Here is a 13,898-nt window from a genome sequence, read left to right on the forward strand (position 1 = left end):
GCGCCCTTCCTCCCGACGGTGCTCGCGGTCAGACGCTTGGACCGCGTGTCCTTCGTCAGGTCCGCGGCGGTCGGGGCCTGCTGGACGAGCTCCCACTCCTGGGAGCCGTCCGCGACCGCGTTCTGCAGGGTCAGCGGCGCACCGGCGGATGCGCCGGTCAGGAACACGTTGGTGTTCTTGGCCGCCTGGAACTTGTAGTAGCCGTCGGCGGTCCTGGTGAGGTTCCACAGGCCCGCCGGGGTGTCGTCGACCCACTGGCCGATCCGCTGACCGACCGTCGGATTCGCCGTCCAGATGCCCGCGGCACGGCCGCCCGACTTGTTCAGCAGCGTCAGGGCACCGTCGGCCTTGGTGGCCAGGTGCCAGTACTGGGTGTCCTTGTTCGCCGCCGAGCCGGCGTCCTCCAGGCGGACGTCGGGAACGTCCCCGTTGCCGATGTTGGCGTCGTTGGTCTTGCCGCCGGTGCCGATGACCTGACCGGTCTTGCGGTTCACGAGCTGGTAGTAGGCGCCCTCCGAGCGGCCTTGGTCGACCTCGGAGTACCGGATCGTCGAGGTGCCCTGGTGGTTGAGGATCGAGATGCGGCCGGTGCCCTCGACGTACTGCAGGTTGCGGCTGTAGGACGCCGGTGCGTTCGTCTGGTACTCCTTCCACACTCCGTCGCTGCGTCCGCTCTCGTTGACCCAGACGTTGCCGCTGCCCGCGGCGTTGTACACCAGGCGCCCGTCGGGGAGGTTGATGACGACCGGGCTGCCGTTCACCGCGAGCCTGCGGGAACCGGCGTCGACCGGCAGTGAGGTGACGGGGGCGTCCGTGGAGCCGCGGTAGAACTTCAGCGGGTCGTCGGCGATCACGTATCTGGTGTTGGTTCCGCCGCCCCAGTACTCGTACGGGAGCAGCCACTTGCCGTCCGTCGTCGGGACGACGGTCGTCATGCCCGGCCGGCCGCCTCCGATCTGCGTCTTGCCGCCTCCCATGTCCTGGGTCAGGCCGGCGACGTCGACGACGGGCTCGCTCCACTGCGCGCTGCGGCCGTTCCAGGTCTTGTGGACGAGGATCTGGCCGTGCGAGTCCCGGGCGGTGTCGTTGTCCGGATCCAGCTTCGGCACACCGGTGACCGGGTCGAAGCCTAGGTAGTCGTTCTCGTCGGAGTAGTAGCAGACGAGTTGGCCCTTGTGGACCATCAGGTACGGCTCCCAGAGGGGATCGACCTGCTTGTACGTGTTCACCTTGGCGACGTTCTTGCCGACCGCGCCCGCGCTGCCGCCCTGCCAGCCGCCTGTCGCGATGACGTTGAGGACTTTCCAGCTCTCGCCTTCGTCGGTGCTGGAGTACAGGGCGAGCGCCATGTCACTGCGGTCCCCGTCGTTGGACGGCGTCCAGTTCGGGTCGGCTGCCTTGTTCTCGAGGTAGTAGTGGTCGTCGCCCGTCACGATGGTCGCGAGGAGCAGCGTGCCCTTCTTCAGTTTGCCGACGTCCTGCGGAAGCGTGTAGAGAAACGGGCTCGCCCAGTTGCTCTTGTACTTCGCGTACTTGGGGTCCTTGGAGAGGTACGCCGGAGCCTTGACGTCCGCCAGTGGCTGCCACGAGGTTCCGTGGTCGTCGCTCTTGTAGACCGGCATCGTCTCTCGGTCGGCGCTTCCCGTCTCCGGGACGACCGTGGCCTTCTCGAACGCCGCGACGAGACGTCCGCTCTCCAACTGCGCCGACTTGACGTATATCGCGCAGTTGCCCCGGCCCTTCAGGCACGGTTCATCGCCGAGCTGGTACAGGATCCCGCCCGTCGGGTTGTACGCCTGCGCGCTGCTCATGGTCAGGCCCAGCATCGCTGAACCCGCGACGAAAGTTCCCAGCGCTTTGCCAAGTCTGCTTCTCTGCACAGCCCCTCCTCGGGGATCGGAAATGATCATGGTGATGCTCGTGAGGTTGGATCAGGGGGGTGGATCGGAGGTGGATCAGGAGACGAGTACGCGTACGTCCCAGGCGCCGAGGTCCAGCGCCGTGCCCGCGGGGACGGACGTGCCGTTCAGGGCGTCGGTCAGCGCCATGGGGGCGGAGACGCGGGCGGGCTCCCAGCTCCAGTTGTGGACGACGTGGACGCGGCGCCCGTCGGGGGACGTGCCGGTCGTCGCGGTGACCGATTCCGGCAGGTCCCGCCAGCCATGGCGTGCGGCGGGTGTCAGCCAGGTCGCCAGGGCGCGGGCGAGGGCGCGGCCGGGGACCGTACCGACGTACGTGACGCGGCCGTCGCCGTGGCGGCGGGTGGTGATCGCGGGCCAGCGGCCGAAATGCGGGTGGTCGTACGAGGCCAGCGCCTCGGCGTCGGTGACGGTCAGGCCGTCGGCCCAGCGAGTCGCCGTCGCCTCCTGCGGCAGGTGCAGGGGGCTGCCGGGTACGGGGTGCACCGGGAGGTCGCGCGCGAGATTGCTGAACTCCTCGTACGTGACTCCCGCGGCCTCGGCCAGGCGTCCGGGCGCCGCCTCGTGCCGGGCCCGCGCCTCGTGGTCGGCGTATCCGGTACGCGGGCCGAGGACCAGGTGACCGCCCGCGTCGGCGTAGGCCACGAGCCAGTCGAGGGTCGCGTCGGCGGCGATATACAAGCCCGCTGCGACCAGCACGGGGTGACGGCGTGCGGCCTCCTCCGGCGCCATGCCCTCCTGCTCGCCGCGCGGGTCGTGCAGCTGCCGGGCGTGCACGATGCGCACCTGGCGGCCGACCTCGAAGGCGCCGCGGTAGAAGGGGTCGAAGATGCGGTGGTACGCGGCGGGGTCGGGGTCGCCGTCGGCGGTCGCGAGCGGAGGGTGCTTCTGCATGAGCCACTTGCTCGGCGTCGAGTAGACCATCGTGATGTCGGCGTCCGGTTCGAGCCCGGCGACGAGCGGGCCCGCCGCCTCGAACTCGGCGCCCAGGCAGGCGAGTTCGGCGTACGCGCGGCCGGGCTGTCCGCTGTGGGGAAGGACGCCGCCCCAGTAGGTCTCGGCGCCGAAGCGCAGCGTCTGCCACTGCCAGTACTCGATCATCCGCGCGCCACGCGCGACGTGCGCCCACGCTGCCTGCCGCCACTGGCCGTCGTAGGCGGGTCGGTTGTCCCACGGAGTGCCGATGCACTGGGCGTTGGTCTCGGTGACCAGGAAGGGTTCCTGGCGGGAGGAGAACATCCAGTCCGCGGTCTGGTACATCGACCAGACGCCGGTGGTCTTCCAGATCTGCTGGTGGTCGTCGGGCGTGGGATCGGGGAGAAGGAGGCCGTCCTGCATGTCGTAGTACGGGTTGCCGGAGGCGATGTCGAGCCGGGCGGACAGCTCGTCGTCCTCAACTCCCTGGCGGGTGTACGAGATGCAGGTGGTGACGAACTGCTCGGGGCGGACGTACTCGCGCACGATGTCCGCCTGCCAGCCGATGAACTCGGTGACCTGGCGGGCCTGGAACTCCCGCCAGGCGACGTCGTACTGAGGCTGGACGTTGCCGTCCGGAGTCCACAGGTCCGCCCACGTCGACAGGCGGTGGGACCAATACACCAGGCCCCACTCACGGTTGAGGGTCTCGACGTCCCCGTACTTGTCGCGCAGGTGGTCGACGAAGCGCTGGAAGACACCCTGGTTGTGGAGGAGATGCAGGCCCGGCTCGTTGTCGACCTGCCAGCCGATGACCGCCGGGTGGTCGGCGTACCGGGCGACCATCTTGCGGATGATCCGCTCGGCGTGGAAGCGGAAGGCGGGGTGGGTGAAGTCCACCTCCTGGCGGGCGCCCCAGCCGAGGCGCTGCCCAGTGGCGTGCTCCCCGGTGATCTCCGGGTACTGGCGGGCCAGCCACGGCGGCACCGCGTACGTCGGCGTGCCGATGATGACGGAGATGCCTCGCTCGTGGGCGCCGTCGAGGACCGGCTGGAGCCAGTCGAGGTCGAAGCGCCCGTTTTCCGGCTCCCAGGTCGACCAGACCGATTCGCCCACCCGGATCACGGTGAAGTTCGCCGCGGCCATCAGGTCGAGGTCGGTCTTGAGCTGTTCGTCGGGCCGCAGTTCGGGGTCGTACGCGGGTGTGTACTCGTGGTAGTACGCGGCGCCGAACAGGACGCGGGCGGGCAGTTCCGCCATGTAGCAACCTCCGGGAAAGTAGGGGGAGTTACTGCTTGACGCTTCCGGTCGCCAGGCCGCTCTGCCAGTAGCGCTGGAGCATGAGGAAGGCGATGACGAGCGGCACGATGGAGATCATGGAGCCGGTCACCACGAGCGGGAGCATGTCGCTGCTGGCGCCGGCCCCGCCGTTCTGCGCCTGAGCGGCCCAGGAGGAGAGGCCGACCGTGATGGGGTACAGGTTCGGGTCGCTGAGCATGATCAGCGGCAGGAAGTAGTTGTTCCAGGTCGCCACGAGCGTGAAGAGCAGGACGGTCACCAGGCCGGGGGCCAGCAGCCTGAGAGCGATCCGGAAGAAGATCCGCCCCTCCCCCGCCCCGTCGATACGGGCCGCCTCGAGGAGGCTGTCCGGGACGGCGTCGGCCGCGTAGACGCGCATGAGGTAGAGGCCGAAGGGGTTGACGAGGGAGGGCAGGATGATCGCCCAGGGGGTGTTGACCAGGCCGACCTCGGCGAACAGCAGGTAGGTCGGGATCGCCAGCGCGGTGGCCGGGACCATGATGGCGCCGAGTACGAGGTTGAAGGCGGCCCGGTCGCCGCGGAAGCGGAACTTGGCGAAGCCGTAGCCGGCGGCGGCCGCGATCATCGCCGCGCCGACCGCGCTGACGACGGCGTACACGGCGGTGTTGAGCAGCCAGTCGACGAAGACGCCGTCGTCCTGGGTGAAGGTCTGGCTGATGTTGTCCAGCAGCTGCGGGGCGCCGGAGAACCACAGGCCGAAGCTGTTGAACAGGTCCTGTGTGTTCTTGGTCGAGGCGACCAGCAGCCAGAACAGCGGGAGGAGGAAGTACGCCAGGGCCGCCAGCATGGCGATCGTCAGCGGGGTGCTGCGGCGGGGGGCTGCGGACCGGCGCCGCTTCGGTGCGGTGGGGGCCGGGCCGTCGGCCGGTGCGGTCGTGGCCTTCGGCATGGTGGTCGTCACTTTTCCCTCCTTCGGTTCGCGGTGAGCAGCACGGCGTAGGAGGCGATGACGATGACCAGGCCCAGGAGGAAGGACACCGTGGCCGCGTAGTTGACCTGCTGGCCGGTGAAGGCGAGGGAGTAGGCGTAGAGGTTGGCGGTGTAGGAGCTGCTGATGACGTCGGGGGCGATCTTCATCAGCAGGCTCGGTTCGTTGAACAGCTGGAAGCTGCCGATCACCGAGAACAGCAGGGTCAGCAGAAGCGCGGGCCGCAGCGCCGGGAGCTTGATCGACCAGGCGACGCGCCATGCTCCTGCGCCGTCCATCGCGGCAGCCTCGTACAGGTCGTGCGGGACGGTCCGCAGGGCCGCGTACAGAATGATCATGTTGTAGCCGACGAACTCCCAGGTCACGATGTTCGCCAGGCTGCCCAGCATCCAGCTCTCGCTGAGGAACTGCGGGGCCGGCAGGTCGAGATTGCGGCTCAGCTGGGCGAACGGGCCGAAGTCGGGGCCGTACAGGTAGCCCCACATGAGCGCGGCGACCACGCTCGGGACCGCGTACGGCACGAAGATGCCCAGCCGGATCACACGGGCGAGACGCAGCAGGCCGCTGTCCAGCGCGAGGGCGAACAGCAGGGCCAGCAGCAGCATCAGCGGCACCTGGATCACGAAGAACAGGGCCACGCGTCCGACGCCGTGGAGGAGTTGAGGGTCCTTGAGGGCGGTGACGTAGTTGTCCAGGCCGACGAAGACCGTGCCGCCGATGAGCTGTTCCTGAAAGAGGCTCAGGTAGGCGGCGTAGCCGAGCGGGGCGAGGAAGAGGAGGAGGAACAGGATCAGGAACGGGGCTACGAACAGGGGTCCTGCCGAGCCGGACCGGCGACGTGGCGACGGTCCCGCTCGGCGCGACTTCCTGGCGGCTGCCGCGGTCGTGGCAGCCATCTCAGGTCCCCTCGACCGTGAAGCCCTGCTTCTTGGCGTACGCCGTGAGCCGGGACTGCCAGGTGCCGAGCGCGGCGACGGTGTCGGACTTGTCGGCGAGGGACTTGCCGACGGTCTCGGTCCAGTCGGTCGCCGCCTGGTCGTAGAACGGCGGCCACTGGAACTCGGGCGAGACCGTCTCACTGATGTCGGCGAAGATCTGGTTGACCTTCTGGCCGCCGTAGAACTCGGGCGCGCTGCCGGTGAAACTCGCGTCCGCGAGCAGGTCCTTGGTCGCCGGGAAGAAGAACTGCTTGGTGGCGAACATCTTGGCACTGGCCGGGTCGCTGTTGATGAACTGGGCGAACTGCGCCGCCGCGATCTTGTTCTTGGTGGCCGCGGTGACCGCGGTCGTGGAGCCGCCCCAGTTGCCGGAGACCGGTTTGGCGGCGTCCCACTGCGGCAGCGGCGCCGCCCTCCACTTGCCCGAGGTGGACTTGGCCGAGCCGGACAGGAAGGACGGGCCCCAGGCCGCGGTGAGCCAGGTGGCGTACTTGCCCTTGTTGAACCCGGCGTACCAGGGGTCGGTGAAGTCCGGGTCGGTGCTGATGACGCCTTCCTTGGCGAGCCCGCCCCAGTACTCGCCGAGCTTCTTGGAGACGGCGTCGTCGACGCTGATGGAGAGATTGCTCTTGCCCGAGGTCGCATACGGCTTGGCGCCCGCCTGCCAGAGCACGCCGTGCCAGGCGGCGGGTGCGTTCGCCGCGAGGTTGGTCAGGTAGACGTCCGGGTCCGCCTTGTGGAGCTTGCGTGCGGCGACCGCGAACTCCTCCCAGGTCTCGGGCACTTGGATGCCGTGCTTGTCGAAGATGTCCTTGCGGTAGAGCATCCCCATGGGGCCGGTGTCCTGGGGGATCGCCCAGACCTCGCCGCCCGGCCCGCTGACCTGTCCCCACGTCCAGTCGACGAACTGGTCCTTGAGTGCCGTGGCGCCGTACGGGGCGAGATTCAGCAGGCTGTTGGTGATCGTGAAGGTGGGGATCGCCTGGTACTCGATCTGCACCATGTCCGGTGCGCCGGTTCCGGCCTTCAGCGCCGTACGCAGCTTGGTGTAGTGGGCGACGCCCTGGCCGGCGTTGACGACCTTGACCTTGATCGCGGGGTACTTCTTCTCGAAGAGCGCGACCTCCTGCTGGATGTCCGGGACCCAGGTCCAGAACGTCAGCTCGGTGGGCGTCTTCATCGCCTTGTCGATATCGGCCTGGCTCACCGGCTCGGCGGAGGAGGAGCCGGAGTCGCTGTCGCCGCTGCACGCGGCGAGTGCGGCGCCGAGGGACACCGCGCCGGTCGCGGCGAGGAACCGCCGGCGGCTCATGGAGGACGTGGGAACGAAGGATCGGGGCATGGTGGACTCCCGCCGAAGGGCAGACGAATGGGCAGAGGAACGGAGCGCCTGGCGAGGGCGCTGCGCAGGGGTGGGAAGGGTGAGGCGTGAGAAGGGCTGAGGCGCGGACGTCGCTACCAGGGCATCGGGGTCGCCATGTTCGGGTTTGCGTCGCGCGGGGTGCGGCCGGCGCGTACGTGACGTGCCGTACTGCGGAAGTCCACGGGCCGTAAGCCCACGGTCGTGCGAGGTTTTTGACGGGCGGTCAGAATCCAGCGCAGGCGGCAGTCACCACCCGGTCACGAGCGGGTGCCACTCGGGCGGCCGATGAATGCGGTTCAGTTGACGGTGGGCTCAGTTAATGGCGGGCGGCTGTCCCCGGCCGGAGGCGAGTGTGCCGAGCCGCTCGAGCCGGAGGCCGTGCGCCGCCCGCGTGCCGGGGTCTTCCGGGTGGGCGGGGGTGCGGTCGAGGCGCGGACGACGAGTTCGACCGGCGGATCGTGCGCCGGCGCCGGCTCCGCGTCCGGTTTCTCGATGGCCTGCACCAGGAGCCGGATCCCGTCGTTCGCCACGGCGTCGAAGGGCTGGCGCATCGTGGTCAGTGGAGGAGTGACATAGGCCGCGACGGGGACGTCGTCGAAGCCGACGACACTCACATCGCCCGGCACCCGCAGACCGGCTTCCGTCAGCGCGCGGATCAGACCGATGGCCATGTCGTCGTTGGCCGCGAACACGGCGGTGACGTCACCGGCGGAGGCGAACTCGCGGCCCGCCGCGTAGCCGGACTCGGCCGACCAGTCGCCCTCGATCACGGGCGGCTGTTCCCTGCCGCGTGCCGACAACGCCGCGCGCCAGCCCCCGAGACGGTCCCGGGCGGCGAACCACCCCTGCGGACCGGCGAGATGATGGACCGTCACGTGCCCTAGATCCAGCAGGTGTTCGGTGGCCGCCCGAGCCAGCGGCTCAGCACCGACCCCCGCGGCCACGGTCCGTGAACCGCCGAACACCGCGGGCGCACCAAGGACGAGGACCGGCACGTCCACGCTGAGAGAGACCGATCCCTCGTCGATCGGTTCGGATACGACGATGCCGTCCACGCCCTGCTCGAGCAGCGACTCCACGGCCCCGGCGACGCCTCCCGGGTCGCCCTCCAGCGTGTTGACCACCCGGAGTGCGTAACCCGCGTCCCGGGCGGCCCGCTCGACGCCGATGAGCAGCGTGGCGGGTCCGTACAAGGCGGTTCCCAGAGTGACCACGCCGATGGTGCGGGAGCGCCCCGAGGCCAGCGCCCGGGCCGCGTTGTTCATCCGGTAGCCCAGTTCCTCGGCCGCTTCGAGCACCCGCCGGCGCACCTCGTCGGACACGTACCGCTCACCGTTGAAGACCCGCGACACCGTCTTCTGCGAGACACCGGCCAGCCGGGCCACGTCCACGCTGCGCGGCGCGGCGGGGCTTCCGCCCCGTCCTCCCACTCGCGTCATTGCGGTCTCCCGATGCTCGGCGGCTCAAATCCTAGCCAGTCATGGCCCGTCGCCCTGTAGCCGGCCCGATCGGTCAGCTGTATGACTGCGCTGTCATGACTGCGGTGTCATGTCTACGCAGTCGAACAGAACGTGTCAAGACTTCACACAACATCGCGGCAACCCCGCCGCAACGCAGGGCCCCGCTGGATTCCCTACGCGGGTCGGTGCCCTGCGAAGCCAGGGCCGCCGCACCTTCGATGCCCTGAGGGGGACGTCGCGGAGCCCTACGGCGTGTCCGGCGGATCAAGGACGGACCGGGAGGTGGTGAGCCGGGAAAGAGCCGTCGGCCGGGATGAAGCCGCTCGCCGCCAGGACCCCTCCCGTGTCGGCGAGCTCCTGGCAGGTCGCGTACATCCCGTCCTTGAGCGGCCATCCGACGCGGACGGTTGGGCGGGTCAAGGACGGCTCAAGGCCGTCAGTTCTGGCGCGTCTTCTCGGCAGCCATGGGTAGCTCCAGGCGGGGCCCGTTGAATCGTTCGCGCAGGAGCCGGTCGTGCGTCACCACGACCAGCGTGCCGGTGTAGCGGGCCAGGGCTGCCTCGATCTCTTCCACCAAAGCGGGGGCCAAGTGGTTCGTCGGCTCGTCGAGCAGTAGCAGATCGAGTGGGCCGGCCGTCACGAGCCGGGCCAGTTCGAGCTTGCGGCGCTGCCCGACGGACAGGTTCCGTACGGGAACACCCAGGTCGGCGGCGTGGAACAGGCCGAGCGCAAGGAGTGCGTCGGTGTGCTCGTCGGGCTGCCCCGCCCTGTCGGCCGCGAATGCCGCGAGCAGCGTTCGGGCGTCGAAGGCGTCGTCGGGCGCGCTTTGCTGACGTAGGAATCCAACCCGGCGCGGTCGGCGGATGATACCGGCGTCAGGCGTCAGTTCCCCTGCCAGCAGCTGGAGAAGGGTGCTTTTGCCGGCACCGTTGGGGCCGGTGATGAGGAGGCGGTCACCGGGGGCGAGTTTCAGGGACGGAACGTACAACCGCCCTTTGACCAGGACGTCTTCCAGGTGGGCCGCCGTCGATGTTTCTCCGGCGGTCGGCGTGCCTTCGACGCGGCCTGTGAACCGCAGTGGCTGCGGAGGTGGCGGCACGGGGTGCTCCGTGAGCCGTTGCAACCGCTCGCGTGCGTTCCGGATGCGGCTCTGTGCGCCGTGTGCCCGCGAGCGTGCTCGGAAAGCGCCGGCGCCGCTGAACGCCCACGGCCCCTTGCGGGGGATCTCGGCCAGCATCCCGATACCGGAGTCGGCGAGGTGTTCCTGCCGGGCGACCTCATTGCGCCATTGCTCGTGATCCCATGCCCACCGGGCCCGGGCCGCCGCCTTGGCGGCGAGAAAGCCGGCGTATCCATTGCCGTAGCGCCGTACCGTGCGTTGATCGTGGTCCACTTCCAGGATGGTGTCGGTGACGCGTTCCAGGAACGCCCGATCGTGCGTGGCCACGATGACCGTGCCCCGATGACGGTGCAGATGTCCTTCGAGCCAGGCCACGGCCTCGTCGTCCAGATCGTTGGTCGGCTCGTCGAGCAGCAGCAGTTCGGGGGCCGAGGCCAGGGTCGCGGCGAGCGCGAGCCGGGAGCGCTGCCCTCCGGAGAGGGTGCTCAGCGCACGCTCCCGGTCCAGTGGCGCGTGCTCGCCGAGCCGGCGCAGGCTCACCTCGACCCGGCGATCCGCTCCGTATCCGCCCCGCGCATCGAACTCGGCCACCAGTGCGGCGTAGCGCTCGAACTCAGCAGCGCCGGCCGTGCCCAGTGTGGCCTCGGCGTCATGAATACGGTGCTCCAGGGCGCGCAGTTCGCCCAGTACGTGATCCACGGCATCGCCCACGCGCGCCGAACCGGGCAGATCGAGAGTCTGGCGAAGGTGGCCGATCCCGCCCGGTGCCATGACGGTCAGGCTGCCGTTGTCGACAGGCTCCTGTCCTGCCAGCAGCCGCAGGAGCGTGGATTTCCCAGAGCCGTTGTCCCCGACGATCCCGACCTTTTCGCCCGGCCGGACAGTGAGAGACACGCGGTCCAGCACCATGCGGTCGCCGTAGTACTTGGTCACCTCGGCAAGAGCGATCTGAGACGTCGTGAGAGGAAAAGCAGTGACGGTGGTGCCGGCGGAAGCACAGTGCAAGAGCAGTCCTTTGCTGGGCGAACAGGATCGCGTGGCCAGCAGAGGGAGCACCGGCTGCCGACCGACAAACAAGAAGTTAGACGATACGGTCCGTCTCGTCAAGGGTCTTGAGGTGGCCCGCCGGACAGGAGCCGGTGGGGTTCGGTCCTGTCCGGCGGATCATGGGCGGGAGTCATAAGCGGTGGGAGCAGGCTGCTCCCGGATCACCCCGCTCTTCGCTCATTGATTTCAGAGCATGATGAGCAGACGCGTCTTCGGCTTGAGCTTCCTGTTCACCGAACGACTCTGCACGTACACCTCCAACTTGGGATTGTTTCCCGCCTTCACGGAGACGGTCCCCTGGACGTCCGTACCGAACAAAAGGCTGCGCGCCGCGTCGCCCGTATAGGCGCGGTCAGTGTCTTTCTCGACCACGATGACTTCCTTGTTCTGCTGAACCTGAGCCCGGGCGCCCAGCTGGTAGTAACACGAACCACGTTCGTACGTCACGCCCGGATGCGAGTTGACGAAGGGGCGAATCTCGACCTCCTTGTCGACTTTCAGGATCCGGTACTTGTCAGCCGGAATCGGTTCGAGGTTCGCCCGCACCTCGTCAACCGATATGTCCTGACCGACGGCGAACAGGTTCTTCGTGCCGCGCACCCCCTGCTCTCGCCCGCGGAGGAAGCTGGTGGCGGCAGCGCGCACGGTGCCGATCGCCTCCTCGACGCCCTTCTGGGAGTCCGCATCCCAGATGGCGATGTTCCCGGCCGGAAAACCGTAGTTCTGGGCGGTGCGCTTGGCCAGCGAGTTCGGAACGAGGATCGCGGAAGTCCAGTGGCCCGGAAGCCCGCCCATCTTCGCCGCGATCCTGTCGAGCCAGGGGCCAAGGATGGCCATGTCGCCGTCGTGCCGCCTGTCGCCGCCGGAGGCGTTCTCCTCACCATCCGTCACGACGATCTGGAGGAAGCTGTGCTCGCCGTATTCCTCCCAAATATGGCCCAGGTCATCCAGGGACTTCAGAGAAGCCTCGATGAGGGCCGTAGCGCCATTGTTGACCTGGTACAGCCCCCGCATGGACGGCAAATGCTTTACGTCCATGTCCCAGACCAGGTTCTCCACCCTGTGGTCGAAGGAGTAGAGGCTGATCCGCGTCTCATGGCCGAGGCTGTCGGATTCGGCCTTCAACCCCGCCACGAACTCGTCCACAACTCGAATGAGTTGACTCTGGTGCGGACGCATCGAACCCGAACAGTCCACTACCAGCGCGACGTGATTCACCTTGTGCTGGATCTTGTTTGCGGACACGTTTGTGCTCCCCCTCCGAGGTTCCCCGAGTGATGTCTTCACTCTATGGGGAGGCACTGACAACGGCGTTTGACGCTCAATCACATGCCTGCATCCAGTGCCATGTCCGGCATCCAGGAGACGCCCGGCGACCGTCCATGGCGGCTCACGGGAGTGGCCGCCTGGCAGCGCATCGGCGCCCGTGGCCTGACCCATCAACACCTGACCGTCCTGGACCGGGCGAGCGGCACGTACGTGATCCGCCGCACGGTCCAGGAGCTGGACCAGCGGTCCAGCACACCCACCCGGACCCGACCGGGCCGACCGGACCGCAGGCATCCGCCGTGGACCGGACGAAGGCGGGGCGACGAGAAACCACCCTGCGCCCAGGCAGCGACGCAGGGTCCCCGCTCCACCCTTGACGGCGCCCCCTGTCCCAGAGGTGGCCGGCTATCGGCCGATCAATCGAAATACGACTCGAGCGTGCCGCGACGCCGGATGTCGAGCGTCGCGCAGTGGAACGATCCGCCGAACGGCGCGTAGTGCAGCAGGTCGCACGGGATCGGCTCGAACCCCCATTTCTCGAGGGCGCGCAGCATGCCGGTGTGATGCCGCTCCGCGATCACCCGTTTCTCGTCGATCATGAGAATGTTCATGCTGAGCCACTTGCCGCACATCGAGGTGACCTTGAGCAGGCGCTCGTCGATCGGGGTGGGCTCCGGGGCGATCAGGATGTCCCACGAGCTGAGCACGTCGGGCAGGCGGTCGACATCGATGTACTCGGGATTGACCAGTACCTTGCCGGGCGAGAGCAGGACGAACGTCGTATCGATGTGCATGGGCGTACGGCAGCGGCTCTCGATCTCGTGGATTCGATAGCCAGGCCCGAGATGGCGGCGCAACCACTCAATACCCATGCGATTGGTGACATTGCTCCGTGTGACGAACAGGTCGCGTCCCGCGCGCACAAAATCTGCCGCGTCGAATACGGGCTCGAACTCGGTGAGGATGTGCCGCATCGGTTCGCCGGCCTCGGGGATACGGAAATCCGACTCGAACAGTTCGTCGGTGAGCTGCGGCTTGGGAGCCGCCGTCCAGCGCGCGCCACGCCGGAAGTAGTCCTTGAAGATCGGGCGATAGGAGTGCGTCTCGAAATACCGGCACGGCCACGCCATCGGGGTCTCGATGATCTCGTCGCCGATCACGAGCATGCTGTCCCGCGGACAGGTGTTGCAGAATCCGCGCGACGACCAGTCCGGAGTACCGAATCGTCGCCTGTGGTCGACCGGGTCCGGGCGCCGGACCGTGATGCCGAGGGACTGCATGAGGATGACGAACTGATCGAGTTCCTGCTGCGCCCGCTCGATCAGCACGCGCGGATATCTGAAACCGGCGGCAAGCCCCAGCAGCCGCGCCGCCCACGGCGGCATATTGCAGTCCACGACCGGATGCCTGGAAGGGAACGTCGCGCCATCGAGACGCCCGACGATGACCTCCTCCAGCGGATCCCACTCGTTATGCGAATTGACCGGCGATACGAGATGCTCCGCAGCGTTGTCAGGGATACGGGCATTGCCGTCGACCGCCGTCAGAATTCCGGGCCTCCGCACTACCGCCATGCTCAACCGCTCCTGATCGCAGAAATTCTTCATCACCTTCTTACC

Annotated in this window: 8 protein-coding genes and 1 pseudogene; all 9 read right to left on the bottom strand. The window is 68.1% G+C overall.

What is annotated here, in order from left to right; all coding sequences use genetic code 11:
- Positions 1–80 precede the first annotated feature (80 nt).
- Positions 81–1,826 (bottom strand): annotated as a pseudogene (locus tag OP79_RS30420) (RICIN domain-containing protein); the annotation flags it as partial.
- 129 nt (positions 1,827–1,955) lie between these two features.
- Entirely contained in the window at positions 1,956–4,094 is a 2,139-nt protein-coding gene (locus OP79_RS30425) for a beta-galactosidase (protein WP_033324750.1), read from the bottom strand.
- A gap of 28 nt (positions 4,095–4,122) precedes the next feature.
- Positions 4,123–5,055 (bottom strand): carbohydrate ABC transporter permease, encoded by a 933-nt coding sequence (locus tag OP79_RS30430; protein WP_033324751.1) that lies wholly within the window; start codon positions 5,053–5,055, stop codon positions 4,123–4,125.
- Positions 5,052–5,978, bottom strand: coding sequence for a carbohydrate ABC transporter permease (locus tag OP79_RS30435; protein WP_033324752.1), 927 nt, complete (start codon positions 5,976–5,978; stop codon positions 5,052–5,054). The genes OP79_RS30430 and OP79_RS30435 overlap by 4 nt, the downstream gene beginning before the upstream one ends.
- A gap of 1 nt (position 5,979) precedes the next feature.
- The gene (locus tag OP79_RS30440) at positions 5,980–7,362 is read right to left on the bottom strand and encodes an ABC transporter substrate-binding protein (RefSeq protein WP_033324753.1); all 1,383 of its coding nucleotides are present in this window, start codon (positions 7,360–7,362) and stop codon (positions 5,980–5,982) included.
- 317 nt (positions 7,363–7,679) lie between these two features.
- Positions 7,680–8,822, bottom strand: a complete 1,143-nt coding sequence (locus OP79_RS30445; RefSeq protein WP_033324754.1) for a LacI family DNA-binding transcriptional regulator — start codon at positions 8,820–8,822, stop codon at positions 7,680–7,682.
- 457 nt (positions 8,823–9,279) lie between these two features.
- On the bottom strand, positions 9,280–10,968 hold the full coding sequence (abc-f, locus tag OP79_RS30450; protein WP_051745040.1) for a ribosomal protection-like ABC-F family protein: 1,689 nt from the start codon (positions 10,966–10,968) through the stop codon (positions 9,280–9,282).
- Between the two features lie 228 nt (positions 10,969–11,196).
- On the bottom strand, positions 11,197–12,255 hold the full coding sequence (locus tag OP79_RS30455; protein WP_033324756.1) for a vWA domain-containing protein: 1,059 nt from the start codon (positions 12,253–12,255) through the stop codon (positions 11,197–11,199).
- A gap of 440 nt (positions 12,256–12,695) precedes the next feature.
- Complete coding sequence (locus tag OP79_RS30460) at positions 12,696–13,853, bottom strand: amidinotransferase (RefSeq protein WP_033324757.1); 1,158 nt, start codon at positions 13,851–13,853, stop codon at positions 12,696–12,698.
- Positions 13,854–13,898 lie beyond the last annotated feature (45 nt).

The organism is Streptomyces yerevanensis (assembly GCF_000716805.1).
Classification (GTDB): domain Bacteria; phylum Actinomycetota; class Actinomycetes; order Streptomycetales; family Streptomycetaceae; genus Streptomyces; species Streptomyces flaveus.

Bases quoted from the DNA above. Each gene is read 5' to 3' on its own strand.
- OP79_RS30425 (WP_033324750.1), bottom strand. From the start codon at position 4,094: ATGGCGGAACTGCCCGCCCGCGTCCTGTTCGGCGCCGCGTACTACCAC.
- OP79_RS30460 (WP_033324757.1), bottom strand. From the start codon at position 13,853: ATGGCGGTAGTGCGGAGGCCCGGAATTCTGACGGCGGTCGACGGCAAT.
- OP79_RS30440 (WP_033324753.1), bottom strand. From the start codon at position 7,362: ATGCCCCGATCCTTCGTTCCCACGTCCTCCATGAGCCGCCGGCGGTTC.
- OP79_RS30445 (WP_033324754.1), bottom strand. From the start codon at position 8,822: ATGACGCGAGTGGGAGGACGGGGCGGAAGCCCCGCCGCGCCGCGCAGC.
- OP79_RS30435 (WP_033324752.1), bottom strand. From the start codon at position 5,978: ATGGCTGCCACGACCGCGGCAGCCGCCAGGAAGTCGCGCCGAGCGGGA.